At 36.9% G+C, this 16,549-nt stretch carries 11 protein-coding genes; 7 read left to right on the top strand and 4 right to left on the bottom strand.

Going from position 1 to position 16,549, the window contains the following annotated elements; translation table 11 throughout:
- Window positions 1–99: 99 nt before the first annotated feature.
- On the bottom strand, window positions 100–2,208 hold the full coding sequence (locus tag ACED20_RS19285; protein WP_378106392.1) for an alpha-L-fucosidase: 2,109 nt from the start codon (window positions 2,206–2,208) through the stop codon (window positions 100–102).
- Complete coding sequence (locus tag ACED20_RS19280) at window positions 2,205–4,046, bottom strand: beta-galactosidase family protein (RefSeq protein ID WP_378106390.1); 1,842 nt, start codon at window positions 4,044–4,046, stop codon at window positions 2,205–2,207. Before ACED20_RS19280 ends, ACED20_RS19285 begins: the two co-directional genes overlap by 4 nt.
- 594 nt (window positions 4,047–4,640) lie before the next feature.
- On the opposite strand from ACED20_RS19280, the gene ACED20_RS19275 reads away from it, so the two are divergent.
- From ACED20_RS19275 to ACED20_RS19255, 5 genes are read left to right on the top strand one after another with little or no spacing between them, the layout of a single operon-like run.
- On the top strand, window positions 4,641–7,097 hold the full coding sequence (locus ACED20_RS19275; RefSeq protein WP_378106388.1) for a hypothetical protein: 2,457 nt from the start codon (window positions 4,641–4,643) through the stop codon (window positions 7,095–7,097).
- A complete protein-coding gene (locus ACED20_RS19270; RefSeq protein ID WP_378106386.1) occupies window positions 7,097–9,721 on the top strand; it encodes a hypothetical protein in 2,625 nt (874 codons plus the stop codon). The genes ACED20_RS19275 and ACED20_RS19270 overlap by 1 nt, the downstream gene beginning before the upstream one ends.
- Before the next feature lie 19 nt (window positions 9,722–9,740).
- Window positions 9,741–11,699, top strand: a complete 1,959-nt coding sequence (locus ACED20_RS19265; protein WP_378106384.1) for an AAA family ATPase — start codon at window positions 9,741–9,743, stop codon at window positions 11,697–11,699.
- Complete coding sequence (locus tag ACED20_RS19260; RefSeq protein WP_378106382.1) at window positions 11,689–13,074, top strand: restriction endonuclease; 1,386 nt, start codon at window positions 11,689–11,691, stop codon at window positions 13,072–13,074. Before ACED20_RS19265 ends, ACED20_RS19260 begins: the two co-directional genes overlap by 11 nt.
- Window positions 13,075–13,083: 9 nt before the next feature.
- Window positions 13,084–13,845, top strand: a complete 762-nt coding sequence (locus ACED20_RS19255) for a LytR/AlgR family response regulator transcription factor (protein ID WP_378106380.1) — start codon at window positions 13,084–13,086, stop codon at window positions 13,843–13,845.
- Here ACED20_RS19255 and ACED20_RS19250 read toward each other — a convergent pair.
- Window positions 13,826–14,161, bottom strand: a complete 336-nt coding sequence (locus ACED20_RS19250) for a hypothetical protein (protein WP_294323928.1) — start codon at window positions 14,159–14,161, stop codon at window positions 13,826–13,828. The genes ACED20_RS19255 and ACED20_RS19250 overlap by 20 nt on opposite strands.
- A gap of 14 nt (window positions 14,162–14,175) precedes the next feature.
- On the opposite strand from ACED20_RS19250, the gene ACED20_RS19245 reads away from it, so the two are divergent.
- Complete coding sequence (locus ACED20_RS19245; protein WP_378106378.1) at window positions 14,176–14,316, top strand: hypothetical protein; 141 nt, start codon at window positions 14,176–14,178, stop codon at window positions 14,314–14,316.
- A 36-nt stretch (window positions 14,317–14,352) separates the two neighbouring features.
- Here the strand turns inward: ACED20_RS19245 and ACED20_RS19240 are convergent, their stop codons facing one another.
- Window positions 14,353–14,757: a helix-turn-helix transcriptional regulator gene (locus tag ACED20_RS19240; protein WP_294323930.1), complete on the bottom strand. Its 405-nt coding sequence runs from the start codon at window positions 14,755–14,757 to the stop codon at window positions 14,353–14,355.
- Window positions 14,758–14,925: 168 nt separating this feature from the next.
- On the opposite strand from ACED20_RS19240, the gene ACED20_RS19235 reads away from it, so the two are divergent.
- Complete coding sequence (locus tag ACED20_RS19235) at window positions 14,926–15,450, top strand: hypothetical protein (RefSeq protein ID WP_294323931.1); 525 nt, start codon at window positions 14,926–14,928, stop codon at window positions 15,448–15,450.
- Window positions 15,451–16,549: the final 1,099 nt, after the last annotated feature.

The raw sequence follows: 16,549 nt of genomic DNA, 5'->3' as shown, positions 1-16,549 counted from the left end.
CTCAGCCACCGGATTTCGATTTGATTGTTGTCTGTTTTGTGACGTTCCGATGCCTGAGGTTCTCGAAGGCAGAGGGGATGTGGCTGAGCAAAGCCGATGTCATTGGATTACTCCGATCTCAGCCACGGTACACGAATTTCCTGAAATCAGTCTTTCAGCGGTAAAACGGATAAACCGTGCCGGAACAGGTTGTTTAAAAAGAATCTGTTGTTCCACCGGATTAGCTTTGATGTTGGAAAATTCGCCTTCCGTAACGGGCTGCCACTGGGAGCCGTCGGTACTGGTTTCGATACGGTAATGGCTTGCCGTGCCTTCTGATTTTCCGTCCTGTCGGGGCAGGTAAACAAAACCTTTCAGGGAAAGCTGTTTTTTCAGATCCATAATAATTTCTGACGGAGATGAATTGGTGCTTAGCGGACTTTGCCAGAAGGTTTCCGGGTTGTCATCAATGGCGTAAGCTGAAGGATGGGCCGTATCAGTATCTTCGGGACTGATGATTTCCCAACCGGATTTCACAGGACCGAACCGGAGAACGGCGGTTTCGCTTTGCTGACCGTTGCTGACGGAGATCGCCTTTACGATTCCGTCATCAGGCCGTTTGAAAGGCTGATGGTATCTTAAGGATTTCCGGGTAGGAGGGCTGCCGTCGAAGGTATAGTAAATGGTTGACGTAGTGTCTGCGGAGGACAGGACGATCGTTCCTTCAGGATTTCGTCTGATCAAGGGTTTACCGGTCATCACTGGTTCATTATATAGTCCGAAATCGCTTAAAGCCACAGCTACCGGCGATTGGGTAATGGTAAGACGTATTTTATCGGTGGTAATCCTTTCAGGGAGACGGATCAGACGGTTCGGACCGATGCTGGTGGCCGATGCGATTTTCTTCCAGGTTCCGTTGAGAAAAGCTTCCACCTCAAAAGCTTCGATCCGCTGGCCCAGTTTTATATTTTCCCGTAAACGGATGACATTAAAGGTTTTTTCACCAGGAAGGGTAACGGTAAGCTGAGGGGTAGTGACCTCATCATCCGTGGCCCAGTAGGTATACCGGTCCTGATCAAGCAGATGCTGTGGACCATATTTGGAAGGGTTGTTTCCGCGGACATTGCTTGCCTGTAAAACAGCCCCCTCTGCAAGATTGACGGCAAAAGTCTGTTTCAGCAGCCTGCCGAATTGCTGAAGCGAACTGACATCTTCAGGGTCCAGCTGTCCCTTGGGATTGGGAGACAGACCCAGGTCCAGATTAGCGCCCCGGCCTACGCTTTTGTAATAAAGATCCAACAGTTCTGCCGGTGTTTTTACTTTGCTGTTTTCGCGGGCATGATAAAACCAGCCCGGGCGAAGTGAGACATCACATTCTGCGGGCATCCAGTACTTGCCGTTCCGGGTGCCTTCAATGCCCAGTTCATATTTCGTAAAACCATTGGACGGCTTTTTTCCTTCTTCAGGAGCCTGAGGTTCGTAGGTTGCCCAGCAGGTTTCACCGGCATGGCCTTCTTCGTTGCCTACCCATCGAATATCCGGCCCGACGTCCCCGAAAATCACGGCTTCCGGCTGTATCTTGCGGGTAATGGCCCAGGTAGCCGGCCAGTCGTAATAGGTTGCCCGGTCGATTTTCCGGGTCTCGCGGGCATTTCCGTAGTAGCCGTCTCCGCCGTTGGCCCCGTCGTGCCATGAGGTAAACAAGTTCCCATAATGGCTATACAGCTCCTGAAGCTGTTTCCTGTACATTTCAACATAAGCGGGCGTACCGTAGAGCGGACTGTTGCGGTCCCAGGGAGAGCAGTAAATGCCCATTTTCATGCCCAGCTTCTCACAGGCTTTCCGGTATTCTTTTACGATATCGCCTTTCCCGTTTTTCCACGGGCTTTTTTTGATGCTGTAACCGGTAGTTTCAGTAGGCCAGAGGCAGAGCCCGTCGTGGTGCTTCGCCACAACAATGATGCCTTTGAATCCGCCGGCTTTCGCTGCCGAAACAATTTGTTGCGCATCGAATTTAGCCGGATTGATCAGCGCGGGATCTTCATCCCCGTAACCCCATTCTTTATCGGTATAAGTAGCGCTGCCGTAATGGACGATGCAGTACATTTCCATTTCATGCCACTTCAGCTGTGCTTCGGTCGGAAGAGCTCCGTAAGGCTGCAGAGGTTTTTGCGCATGCCCTGAGATCATGGCTAAAATGATTCCGAAGGTCAGGATCCGTTTCTTCATTTCTCAGTCTTTGTGTTTTGATCTAAAATCGAATGGTCCAGGGAGGGAAGTGCCGTATGCCCGCCTTGAAGTTCATCGAAAACAATCACTTCATTCCTTCCTTTTTTCAGCCAGCATGCCGGAACGTAAATCGTCTGTTGCGGACCGATATTCCAGTATTTCCCCAGGTTACGGCCGTTCAGGAAGACAAAGCCTTTCCCGAAAGTGCGCAGATCCAGATAGGTATCTCCCAATTGCTGAAGGGTAAAACTTCCTTTGTACAGGGCAGGATGGCCGGTCTTCTGATTCCCATTTTTGCTGAAAGAAAACCTCCCTGTGGTTTTAAAAGGGAAACGGTACATGTTCCAACCGGAAATAGCCCGGCCGTCAATGGAAACCGACTCGGTAATGCCGTGCCGGTTGTCGTTCAGGAACGGACCGTAATTGATCCGTCCGTTGTTTTCCACCCAAATGTCGAGAACGGCATCCCGGGAAATTCCGGTCAGGTTCATCGAGTCCTGTTTCAGCCTGCGGTCGAGGCTTCCGATGTATTTTCCGTCGACATATACCTGCGCATAATCCCTGAGTTCTTTCAGCTTCAGCAGGCCTCCTTTTTTTATTTTGTTCCGGTATAAAACGAAACCGTAAGCCTGGTCCAGATCCTCAAAGGATAAGGGCTGTTCAGCCGTTTGCGGTTTCGGGAGCTGACTAAAAACATCAGCGTACTGCTCCAGGGCAATATCCGGAATCTTTATCGCAGGCTTTGCCGGAGGAACCGGCGGTAAAGTTTTCCCTGCCGGAAGATGGCCGGCGATCACTTTTCTGAAAGCATAAAATTTTTCCGTCGGGTTTCCGGCTTCATCCAGCGGGGCATCGTAATCGTAACTGGAAACCTGAGGTGAATAAGGATTATCCTTATTCATATTCGCGCCGTTCATAAATCCTCGGGTTGTTCCGCCGTGAAACATATACATATTGACGGAAATGCCGGCAGCCAAAAGTTTGTCAAGAGTCTTTGCCGACTGTTCCGCAGATACGTCCGCATGCTTCTTGCCCCAGTCGTCGAACCATCCCGGATACCATTCCGCCACATAATACGGACCTTTGCCGTTGTGGTATTTGTTGATCAGGGTTTTAACCTGTACCGGATCTTCGAGTCCGTTAACAGCCGGAAGGTAGCCGGGCAGATACCCGTCCGGCATTTTCTCGGCACCGTCGCAGGTGAAAAGGATGCCGTCGAAACCGGCTTCCCTGAAAATTTTCCGGTTGAGGTCCAGGTATGTTTTATCGTTGCTGTAGGATCCGTATTCGTTTTCGATCTGGATCATCAGGATGTTGCCGCCGTGGGTGATCTGAAGCGGGATCAGCTGTTTTGCCAGGGCTTTGATGTAGCGGGTGTAGGCGGAGATAAACTTCGGATCGGTGCTTCTCACCTGCATGTCCCGGTCTTTCAGCAGCCACCACGGATACCCGCCGAATTCCCATTCCGCACAGACATAAGGACTCGGCCGTAAAACCACCCAAAGGCCTTCCTCCCGGGCCACCTTCACAAATTCCGCGATATCGTTGTTTCCGCTGAAATCATAGACGCCCGGTGTTTCCTCATGCACATTCCAGAACACGTAGGTTCCGATGGTATTCAGTCCCATCGCTTTGGCCATCTTCATCCGTTCCCGCCACAATTCCCGTGGAATGCGGGGATAATGCATCTCGCCGGAAATCATCTGCAGCGGTTTTCCGTCCAGTAAAAAATCAGCATCGCCCAATGCAAAACTATGCCGGACCGGCTGCTGGGCCCAAGAAAAAAATCCTGCCCCGTAAAGAAAAAAGACACTCAAAATAGCGTAAAGTCTGCTCATCTCGGATCACTCATTTTAGAAACGCTTAAATTAATCCAAAACCGGCAATACCACAAATTGAAGTGGCGATTTGTGGGAATTTGTAATAAGGTGGTTGGCTGGGCCTATGCCATCATTTGAAGTTTTGATTACTGAATGTTCCCGAAGGAGGAGAAATTTGACCTTAGTCACTTATTACAAGGACCTTAATAATTATTTTATGGTTTCCCGTAAGAGTGAAATGATTTTTTTATCTATATTTGACAAAACTTTTGACCGTGAAAAAACTGTTTTTCCTGACTGCCTTGTGCGGTGTCCTTTCCTTCCTGCACGCGCAGACCATTCCCAAATTTGTATACGCTGAGATCGTCGGTGAATCCAGATTTCTCAGCAATAAGGTGACCGTGTCTATTGATTACGGGCAGACGACGTCGTATTTGATTAGGTTGCAATATAATCTTAAGAGCTAAACTAATGAATAAGACGATCTTTTGAAGAATAAATAAATTTCAATAATTCTACAATAATATTTTAAGTAAATCATCAAGAGAAAGTAAAAAAAATACTCTTAACTAATATTAAAATATAAATATAATTAATAACTGAAAACTATATATGAGTGATAAACCTATTTTAGAAATTAATCTAAATGATGAATATAAGATAAGAATTGAGACAGGAAATGATTTTGAAGATTCGATTTTCAAAGAAGTTTATAAGGAAGCTTTAAAAAATGTCATAGAAATCGTTAGACATCATGACACTTATAAAAATTTGAAATACGATGATTTTAATAATATTATTGCGTTTACTGGAGAAAGAGGAAAAGGCAAGTCATCATCAATGATTTCATTTCGTGATGCTTTAGTGAATAAAGAATGTGATAGTAATAAAATTTTTTTTGACAGAAAAAATGATCCTGAACAATATTTAAAAAGTAAATCTTTTGCAGAGATAGATATTATCGATCCCTCATTATTTAGAGGAGGTGAAAGTCTATTTGAAATTATCTTGGCAAAAATGTTTAGAAAATTTCATGATGTTATAAATGAAAAGGATAATAAAATCGATCAAGCCCATAAAAGAGAATTGATACAGCATTTTCAGAAAACTTTTCAAAATTTACAAATCATAAATTCTGATCGAAAAGATATATTTAAAAAGGATTCTATTGAGGCATTAAGTAAGCTAGCAATAAGCAGCAATTTAAAAGAAGATTTTGATAATTTGATTAAATATTATTTAGAAAATTTTGATAAAAAAAAGTTTTTAATTATAGCCATTGATGACTTTGATGTAAATATTGAAAATGCATACAGGATGCTTGAAGATATTCGACAATTTTTAATACAATCTAAAGTCTTGCTTTTAATATCTTGTAAACTTGAGCAGCTCAATGAAGCAATTTCAATCCAATTTGAAAAATTAGGTATTGAACACAATATTGAAGATAAAGCTAATAGATATATAGCTAAACTGATACCTTTTAATAGAAGAATTTATTTGCCAGATGTTCAAAAACTAAAAGATATTGACGTAGAATTATATGATGAAAAGAAATTATTATTTAGTAGTAAAAAATTAGACTTTAATACATCACTAATTAAATTAATTTTTGATAAGAATTCTACTTTACTTCTAGAAAATATACTTGGTACTAATTCTATTTTACCCGAAACGATTAGAGAAACTCAAGCTTTTATAGGTACATTTTCGGATAAAGACAACTTATCAAGTATAAAAAATTATCTAATTGATGAGATATACAAAAAAAATATTAAAATTGAAGTCTTTAAAGAGTTCGAGAATACATCTCTTCAGTGGTTTAACTTGATAGTATTTAAAAGAGTATATTCATTATATGAACATTACTTTAAACTTGAGGAACCTAGACGTCGAATAAATAATTTGGAAAGAATTTCATTTTCAACTGTACAAAATGCGATTTCATACGGCGATATTTATTATTTACTACAAGAAATTGAGAAGAAATCTGAAATTAATGACTATGATACTATTAGGTTCTTAGATTATTTTAAAGCATATTATACAATTAAATTATTATTATTTAGTGAAAATACACCAGTAAATCTTTCAATGACTAAATATGGTTTTATAAACTATTACAGTGATGCCCTTCCTAAAGATGAAGGTAAAAATTCAAGAAGTATAATTGAATTTCCAGCTGAACTTTTAGAAGATCTTGAAAGTAATGATGATAAATTTTTTTTAAGTCAATTTATATTATATTTAGGTGTAGGATATAGAACATATAGATACAACGAAGATGAAGATATTTTTGTTAGTACTTATGAAAAAGCTATATTTAGTCCATTTGCTATTTTCCACAATTTATTTAATATTGATATACTTTCTAAAATTTTAAAATACGATAAAGAAACATCATTTATTAAAAAAAATCTTCTTTGGTTTAATCAATCGGTATTTATAAGAAATTTATATAATCCATCTTTTGTGTTAAATGTTTATAGCAATTTAAAAAGGTTTAGAAATAAAGAAGTAAAAAGTACTCTCCCACCTACATATCTAGATGATTTATGTCTTCTGTTTGTTTATGGTATTATATATTCACTTGATGAAATTGAAAAAAAATATAATATAGATGGGTTGATTTCTGATTTTGTAAGTTTTCCAATAATACAAGCTTTAATCAAGTATTTTACAAGTGTTGAGTATAAATCTGCTATCGTTAAAGAACTAAATGAAAAGTATGACATTCTTGCGTTGCTTAAATCTGATTATGAAATAAGTGAAAACTTGATTGAAATAATGAACAGTATTTTTGAGGGACCTAAAAATTTAAGTAACGATAAAATATTACCTGAAGATGTAAGATTTTGGTTACGAAGAATTTTGATTAAAATAAATAGTAGACCTACTTTTACGAGTGCTTTTTATTATAACGAATTAAACAACATGGATAAATTAGAGGGCACTAATCAAATTACTCAGATCATAAGGTCTTTTAAACATAGAATAAATTCTAAGAACGAGAGTATTAAAGTTATTGCTATTGATGAATTAAGAAATTATATAATGTCTTTAATTTAATGGACAATCTAAGAAAATCTATACGTTTACTGTTTGCTGATTATTGTTCTGATTTTATCTTATCTGAAAAAGATCTAAATGATTATATAAATGAACAAAATTTCTTAGAAAGGGGTTTTAGAACTTTTTCAAATTATTCTTTAGACGAAATTCTAAATGTATATCAGAAACTTGATTCAGATTGGTTTCACGACGTACATCAGGAAAAAAACAAAAACTATTTTCATGTTTTAAATCATTTTACTGCAAAAGTTTTAGTTGAACAGGATCTGGAACCATTTGTTGTCTATGAACATTTGCTTAAATGGAGAGAGTTATCCTATTATATTGGAGAAGATATACTTACTACCTCGTTTTTTGCATGTTTAGATAACAGGTCCCGAAGAAAACGAGATTTTTTTGCATGGAGGGCGACAGCATTTTCTGATAATAAAAGGCTTCATCAATTGCTAAAAAAAGGCTTAGCTGAAAATCATTTTCATTTAAAAGGTTCAGGCCCAGTTTTCGATCTAAGTTGGATTAATATAATGAATCATCCAACTTCTTTTGAAAAAGCATTTGATGACCTAAAAAAAGAAATAAGTCTCTTAACTAAAACATCTAACGCTTCACAAAGTTCAAAAAAAGAACTTAAGATACTTGTTTATAAAGCTGTATATATACGATATGAATTATTTAGATTAATTAACAAAATTAAAGAAGGCGAAAAGTTTACTATTGATCTTTCTCAGGAAAGTAATTCTCATGAATCTTTTGATTTATTGCTGAACATACATAGAATTTCTGATAATATTGAAGTTTTAAGATATGATGTAGGACATCAATTTGAATATAAAGGGAACGCTGAAGTGATTGATTATGCGGTTCCTAAAAATATTCATCCATACAATCTCGAAAAATCTTATGTATTTTATGGAGAAAGAAAACTGTTGTATGACTGTTTTAAATTAATTTATGCAGGAAATAAAGATTTTCAACCTTATATTCATTTATTTCATGCTTATTTATTAATTAAAGCACAGTTTAGGGCTGAACTCATTCAGGTTAATGATAAAGTAGGATTTGGTAATTTTTCCATGTATCAGGATCGAAAAGAATTTTTCTTACCTGATAATTCTATCTATCATACTGCCTTTTTGAATTTAGCGGTGCATGATACCAAATCACATAGTGAAATTAGTTCTTTTGAGTTGAGGATCGCTCCAAAAGATGATGTGATAAAGTTAAAATCAAGCTTAGAAGGATATAAGGAAGCTTTGCATGATCAAGCTATATTATCAAAACAATTAAATCAATCATTACCTGCTGGTAAAACATTTGATTTAAAGGAGCATAAAGTATTTTATACTATACACTACATTAAAAGAGAAGATACAAAAGAATATTCTGATTTATCGCAGGAAGTGCTATGCAGACATCATGATTTAAGATTAGAAGTTAAGAAACAATCCATAGCAATAAGTCAACTAAGGGAAAGCTATTCCAAAGTTTCTGATTTTATTAAAGGAATAGATGCTGCTTCCAGCGAATTCAAAGCAAGTCCAGAGATATTTGCACAAGGGTTTCGGTATTTAAAGAATCATAAATTAAAAGGAGATTTTAATCATTTGAAAGACAAATTGAAAGAACCTAAGATATATGCGACTTATCATGCCGGAGAAGATTTTTATGATTTGGTTGATGGTTTAAGAGCAATTGATGAGTGCATTCGTTTTTTAAATCTCACTCAGGGAGATCGAATCGGACATGCATTAGCTCTAGGAATTGATGTTAAGGAATATTACAACTTTAAACAATTGAAACTAATGTTACCAAAACAGATTGTATTGGATAATATCGTTTGGCTATTAGCTAAGATTAGAAAATTTGGCATCAGTATTCATCGAAATGAGGTAAATAGACTCGAAAAATTATATGAAAATCTTTTCTATGAGTTATACATTTCAAATTTTAGCGAAGGGAGTTTATTGTGGCAAAAATATATACCACATTCAACTTACTTCGATGCATGGAAATTAAGAGGTGATGATCCATATTTATATTTAAATAATCTAAAAGATGATATATATAAAAAATCAAATCTGACTTATTGGGAAAGATGTCGTATTAATGAAGAATATCCAAAAAATAAAAATACCAGAGATAATATTGATATAAAAGCATTATATCAGGAATATCACTTTAATCCGAAGATAAAGAAAGCAGGATCACAGATAAAACAATTTGAAATTTCTCATGCTTACATGGAACTGGTAGAAGCGGTACAATTTAATTTAATGCATGATCTAAAGAATAGGAATATTTCTATTGAGACAAATCCTACATCCAATTATCTTATCGGGACTTTTAAGAGATATGCCAAGCATCCAATAACAAAGTTTTTCAATTTAGGATTGGAATTAGATCATGAGAAAATCAGGAATTGTCCTCAACTTTCAGTATCTATTAATACGGATGATCAAGGAATCTTTTCTACTTCCTTAGAAAATGAATTTGCATTGATGGCAATAGCCTTAGAAAAAGAGAAAGATGAGAATGGTAATTTAAAATACAATTCTTCCATGATTTATGAATGGCTGGAAAGAATTAGATTGATGGGAATTGGGCAGAGCTTTAAAAATTAAAATTTAAACAATAATTAAAATGAAGGGATATTATAAGCTACAAATGAAAAATGATAGCACAAAAGTTAATCATGTCGATGAAGTTATTGCTGATAACCGAATAACATCACATATTGATTATGCGGGACCGGGATTCGAAAATTTAAGTAAAGGAGATATTGTCTTAGTTCATAAAGGCAGCTATCCACATAGTTTAGTAGAAGTTTTGTATAAAATATCTGATGAAAATGAGATAAGTGGTGCCAGTTTCGGAATTGATTATAGAGTGGATGTAAAATCACTTTTTTCTGAATTAGATAATACTTTAGATTTTAAGAAGCAGAATAAACAAATAGGATATGATGGAACATTTAATCCATTACATGATAATACTTCAAAGACGTTTTTATTTATAAAATCCTGGTATGACTATATTGAAAAAAGGAACTATATCAGTGAATTAAAAAAAATAATATTTTACAAAAAGCAAATTATCTTACAAGGCCCTCCAGGAACTGGTAAAACAAGATTGGCAAAACAAGTTGCGGATAATATCATTAATAATAACCCTCAAAATTTATCGCCAAAAGAATTAATTGAGAATTTTTTTAAATCAGGTAGATCGGATGAGAAATATAATGAAAATTTTAAAAGTAGGCTTGAAGAATTTTATGAGTACTTTCCTAAAAATCAATTTTCTAAAATGGATATAGATGATTATTGTATTGGAAGAAATAATAGTACTAATTTCTGCTGGTGGATAGAGAGAGGTTTGGATAAATATGGAAAATTTACACCCGGCAACTCTGGTAATTATTTAATCTACTATAGCAAAGAAGATGAAGATTATAGGCTAACTAAATTCCCTGGAAAAAGTATTTCTGATATACTACCTCTTATAAAAGATGCATTAAATAAATTATCTGAAAACGAGGACATTGTTCAAGTGTCAAAATTGTTTGGGGATAGTTTTATTATTAAAATTCTTAATTCATATTATCCAGAGAAGTATTTCCCAATTAATGGCAGAACTTCATTAGTCAATTTAATGAAAATTTTTGATAAGCCATTTAAAAAGATTGCTACAATTGAACTAAATAAATCAGTTCAAAATATTTTTGATGAATATAAAAATAAATATCCGTCAGATATAACGACTTTAGATTTCATGCATTTTTTATATTCTAGATTTGACCTGAAAAATGACGGAAATTTATATGAAGATTCAAAAAAAGTTGATGTTTCCAGAAAACCTACTTTAATTCAATTTCATCCAAGTTATACCTATGAAGATTTTGTAAAAGGAATTGTTGCAAAACCTAATGAAAAAGGAGGTGTAATCTACAAAGCAGAAAATAGAATGCTTGCAAAATTGGCAAATGATGCAATAGATTATCCTGATAATAATTATGTTCTCATAATAGATGAAATCAACCGCGCTAATCTTTCATCTGTTTTGGGAGAACTTATATATGCTTTGGAGTACCGTGGAGAAGAAGTAGAATCTATGTATGAAGTTGATGGTTCACAAAAATTAATTCTTCCACCAAATCTTTTCATCATCGGTACCATGAATACCGCAGACCGAAGTGTCGGGCACATTGATTATGCAATCAGAAGGAGATTTGCATTTGTTGACATTTTACCGAAAAACTTAACAACGGAGCTTGGAACTGACTTTAAAAAAGATATTTTCACCAAAGTATCAGAATTATTTATTGAAAATTATAATCCGGAAATTGAGTATGGACATGAAGAAAGCAGATTGAACAGGTCACAGTATCTTTCAGAGGAATTTGAACCGAAAGACGTTTGGTTAGGCCATTCTTATTTTATTCAGCATTATGAACATGATGCTAATGGGATTAAGGATGTCAATCAACCTGTAGATTTTACATTGAGGCTTGAGTACGAAATAAAACCCATTCTTCGGGAATATGTAAAAGATGGAATTTTAAAACCGGGTGCTTTAGAAATAATTGAAAATCTTGGAAAATAAAATACTGGTTCTTAAAGAGCACAATCATTTTTATTACAGGGGATGTTGTCAGGAATATCTGAAGGAAGTTTATGATTGGAAAGATGATTTAGTTACTCCAAAATCATTTCATTTTAGGAATAATGAAAATGCCGTATGTTTTAAGGTTTCAGCAGAGGTAAAAGAAAATCAGATTAACTTCTTACAATTTGAAACGTCCTATTACATCGGATTGCAATATATTGATGAGTGGGATATTCCTGTACTTGTTGAACCCAAGATGAATAATAACAGTCACCAGCTTAATTTTATCAAAATATTGACCGAAGCATTGAAGGAACCAGAGAACTTTAATCACTTGGATGGATTAATGGAAGTGGATTTCAATTCTGAATGGATTGAAGTGCCGTCAAAACACAGGGTTGAACTGACTCCTTTTCTGATCATTCAGTTTTTAATGGCAGTCAGACAGATTGTCAGAAAGGGTTTAAAGAAATCATATTACCAAAAAACTGAGAATCTCAGAAGCAGAGTAAAAGGTAAAATATTGGTGGGTCAGCAATTAAAACAGAATATTTTTAAACACCGACTTACTCATACGGTCTGTTCTTTTCAGGAATTTGGCTTTGATACGGAAGAAAATCAGTTTCTTAAATATGTTTTGCAGGTAATTTATTCATACGCCGGAAACTTAGAACCTATTCTCAAAGCTCAGGTATTGGAATTGATACATTATAATTTTGCTGCTTTTCAACAGGTCAAAGATCAGAAATTTATATCTTATGACAAAGTAGAAAGTAATCCCTTTTATAAGGTTTACAACAATGCATTCGGCTTAGGAAATCAAATTTTGAAACTAATAAGTCATAGCTATGGAAGTATAAATGGTGATAACAAAAAACATCCGCCGCACTGGATCGACATGAGTAAGTTATTTGAACTGTATGTTTTTAAAAAACTTAGGGAAAGATTTACCGCAGATGGTGAAGTGGAATATCATGTAAAAAAGCATTATCAGGAACTTGATTTTATCATCAATGAGAAAAAAGAAAATGGGATAAAAGCAGTAGTCGATGCTAAATACAAACCCCGTTACAAAAATGGAAGTCCTACTAAAGAGGATGCAAGGCAATTGTCTGGATATTCCAGATTGAATAGTGTTTACGAGAAGTTAGGAATTACTGGTGATCAGATCATTCCGGTATATTTTATCTATCCGAAAGGATTAGGAGAAATAAGAGAAATCGATAAGCAGGATGTCGAAGATATTGAAAATGCTCCGGAAAAAAGTGATATTGCTATTTTACAATCTTCAGGTATCACTGAAGTAAAAGCTTACAGAAAAATGTATATGCAGGAAGTCCCTTTAGAAGTTTTGTCGTCTGTCAATCCATAATAATTAAATATGTCAAATTCGTACTCTCTCGCCCTACTCGAAGACAACCCCAAACAGCTCGAAAAGCTGGAATCCTATCTTCTTAAGATTTCTAATGTTGAAATTGTACTAAAAAGCAGAAGTTCGGAAGATTTCTTTGAGCAGCTGAAAACAGTAAAGCCGGATATCCTGGTGGCAGATCTGGATCTGGGCAATGACAGTATGACGGGAATGGAGATTGCTCAGGAACTTAAAATCCCCGTATTTTTTGCAAGCATCAATACAGCGGATTACATCGAGGATATTGAAGACCTTAAAAGGGAAGCCGATATCTGTGTTAACCACATTACCAAACCATTTACGGGAGAACAGTTCTTTAAAAGTTTCAGCAGATTTTTAAAGGAAGTGTGCTTATTTTCCGAACTGCAATATGTTTATCTTGATTTCAACAAAACCAGAGGAAACAGGATTGCATTGGATGATATTGTATACCTCTGTGCCGACAAACAGGCCGGTTCTGAATCCAATAACAAGCAGATCCATTTCATCAACCGCAGTCATGAAAACCTAATCGATTTTTCTTTCTCCAGAATGCAGGAAAAAGGATTTCCGAAGAGTCATTTTATTACCATTCACAAATCGTTCAGGGTAAATAGAAAATATATTAAATGTTATCATAAGAAAACAGAGACCGTTGAGGTCTTTCTGTATGATGATCAGGGTAAGATAAAGAGCCATCATTTACCGGTGTCCGAAAATTACCAGAGCGAGATCAGACGGTTTCTTGGCTGACCGCTTTCATTCCCCGAAAAAAAGCTTTTGTTCCTACGCTTCCGATCTTGTTTCCGGAGGCGTATTTTTTTTGTTTTTTGGATTTGAGTTTGATGGATAATGAATGTCGACAAATTAAAATGCGGAATCCGAAAAGCAAATAGAGTAGGAATTTAAAAACAAACAATTTACACATTATGAGTAATTCAAAACCAGCTGCAAAGCCAGCTTCAACATCAAATAAACCTGTGGTTCCAAACGGACCAAGTACAACGGGTAAACCATCAGGTAAAGGAAGAGGAAACTTACAGCCAAAAAAGAAATAGTTACTAATCATTAAAGAACAAAATTATGTCAGAAAAAATAACACCCAAAAATAATGCTGCCAACATGCAAAATGCAAACAGAGGAAGTTTAGGCACCAACCGACAGTACGACCAAAATCAAGGCAACAGAGGCAAACAGCTTAATACTAACAGTAAGCGCAAATAATTATGAAAAATCCTGAGATCACTCTCAGGATTTGTTTTATTTGATAAGCTTTTCAAGCCTCGCCATTATCTCATCTTTCTCCTTCAGCATGCGCTCATATAGAGCAATTTTTTCTTCGTGAAGTTGAATCAATTTATCAATTGGATTTACATTAAAAGTTGGAGCATGTCCTGTGTTCAAAAAAGAACCATCATTAAAAGTATTTGAAATAATATTCACCGCCTGCTCCTCATCAAAATTCTGAAACGCCTCCACGGGAATGTTCAGCACTTCGGAGATTTTTTGCAGCAGGGCTTCTTCCACGACGCTTTTCTGTTCGAGGAGGGAGATTTTCTTCTGGTTCCAGTCTTCGCCGAGGTCGAAGGCGAGGGCTTCCTGCTTGATGCCCAGCATTTCCCTGAATCGTTTGATGTTGCGTCCCTGGTGTATTTTCTGTTCCATATGTGTTGTTTTTTTAGATGCGGTAAAGATACGGCGCTTCCGTGAAAACCGGAAGGGTAAAACTAACAATTATCCGGTAAAAATCCTAATCCTGCAGCTACAATATCCGTTTCGGGAATAGAATACCTGAGCGCAGCTATCGTACTTCGTCCCTGAAAACATACAGATATGAAAAAGAAAAAACCGGATTTCGATGCCGCGTTCTGGGCAGGACGTACCGGAAGCAATCCGCTCCAATTGTTCGATGCATTTATCAGTTCCTATCCGCTCAGCGAGGCGAAAGAACACCTGTCTTCGATGATGCGGTATGCGGTGAAACGGAAGGTGCTTTCGGAAAAAGATCCTTCGGTGATCTTTCATTTTTATCTTTCGCTGCGGTCCTTCATCCGGGCGGCTGATCACCTCAGCCGAACCTCCGGGAAATACAGGCTCAATCCTCCCAAAGAACATCCGTCCCAACTGAAACAGGGAAGTTTGTCGGAGGCGGAATATACAGACCCGTTCCTGGTTTTCCGGAAAGCGTTTGCTGACCACCGCCTGGCAGCATTCGATCATTTCATCACCGGGATTGCCTATTTTTCCTTAGGACCTTACGGGGATTACCCGAAAGGAAATAGCATCTCCCGTTTTCTCCATCTTCAAAAAATGCTGGATGCCGCACAGCTCATATTGGAAAGGGAAAAGGCCGGGTGATGGGAGATGGATGATGGAAGTTCCTTTCGGTCGGTAGTATTGCGCGAGGTCTTTACGGTCAATGAAATAGGATGCTCTTCCCTTAATGCGATCTATGTCGTGATGGGAGCGTCAACTTTCCCATACCATTTTCTAAAGCTATTTAACCCTGACCATGCCGGGTGACGGAAACCGGCGGATGAAAATTCGTGTATCGATACATAGGGCTATCAGAGTTTACCGGTTCCCGATACAAAATTCTTTTCAGGACTTTACTCGGACCAACTGCTGTGATTCATTGCAAGATTTTGATTGATTTAATTGAAGAAAATCTGCGCCATCTGCAAAATCTGCGCGAGATTTTTCAACGCAAAGGTTTAGTATAAATCTGCATATGGTAAGTGAGCAAAGAAAGAATCAGCAAGCTGATCGATGAAGCGTACAGGTGAGCTTCGCGAAGCAAATTATTTGCCTTTGCCTCCTAAAAATCAGCGGGATTAGAAATCATCTTTGCGTTGAAAATCTTACACATAAAACCTGCAAAATCTGCGCGAGATTTTTCAACGCAAAGGTTTAGCTTAAGTTTGCATAGGTCAAGTGAGCAAAGAAAGCATCAGCGAGCTGATTGATTAAGGATATGTCCGAGCTTCGCGCAGCAATTTATTGCCTTTGCCTCTTAAAAATCAGCGGTATTAAAAATCATTTTTGCGCTGAAAATCTTACATAAAAAAACCTGCAAAATCTGCGCGAGATTACTTAACGCAAAGATCCGTTTGAACTTGCCTACTTTAAGTGAGCAAAGAATGATCAGCGAGCTGATGGATGAAGCGTACGTGTGAGCTTCGCGCAGCAATTTATTTGCCTTTGCCTCTTAAAAATCGGCGGGATTAGAAATCATTTTTGCGCTGAAAATCTTACACATAAAACCTGCAAAATCTGCGAGAGATTTTTCATCGCAAAGGTTTAGTATAAATCTGCATATGGTAAGTGAGCAAAGAAAGAATCAGCAAGCTGATCGATGAAGCATACAGGTGAGCTTCGCGAAGCAGCAAATTATTTGCCTTTGCCTCCTAAAAATCAACGGTATTAGAAATCATCTTTGCGTTGAAAATCTTACACA

It is taken from the genome of Chryseobacterium sp. sg2396, from assembly GCF_042610505.1.
GTDB lineage: Bacteria > Bacteroidota > Bacteroidia > Flavobacteriales > Weeksellaceae > Chryseobacterium.
This window is presented reverse-complemented; position numbering and strand designations above follow the sequence as displayed.

Coding starts and splice junctions, on each gene's coding strand:
- ACED20_RS19285 (WP_378106392.1), bottom strand. CDS start 2,208: ATGAAGAAACGGATCCTGACCTTCGGAATCATTTTAGCCATGATCTCA.
- ACED20_RS19280 (WP_378106390.1), bottom strand. CDS start 4,046: ATGAGCAGACTTTACGCTATTTTGAGTGTCTTTTTTCTTTACGGGGCA.
- ACED20_RS19275 (WP_378106388.1), top strand. CDS start 4,641: ATGAGTGATAAACCTATTTTAGAAATTAATCTAAATGATGAATATAAG.
- ACED20_RS19270 (WP_378106386.1), top strand. CDS start 7,097: ATGGACAATCTAAGAAAATCTATACGTTTACTGTTTGCTGATTATTGT.
- ACED20_RS19265 (WP_378106384.1), top strand. CDS start 9,741: ATGAAGGGATATTATAAGCTACAAATGAAAAATGATAGCACAAAAGTT.
- ACED20_RS19255 (WP_378106380.1), top strand. CDS start 13,084: ATGTCAAATTCGTACTCTCTCGCCCTACTCGAAGACAACCCCAAACAG.
- ACED20_RS19250 (WP_294323928.1), bottom strand. CDS start 14,161: ATGATTAGTAACTATTTCTTTTTTGGCTGTAAGTTTCCTCTTCCTTTA.
- ACED20_RS19245 (WP_378106378.1), top strand. CDS start 14,176: ATGTCAGAAAAAATAACACCCAAAAATAATGCTGCCAACATGCAAAAT.
- ACED20_RS19240 (WP_294323930.1), bottom strand. CDS start 14,757: ATGGAACAGAAAATACACCAGGGACGCAACATCAAACGATTCAGGGAA.
- ACED20_RS19235 (WP_294323931.1), top strand. CDS start 14,926: ATGAAAAAGAAAAAACCGGATTTCGATGCCGCGTTCTGGGCAGGACGT.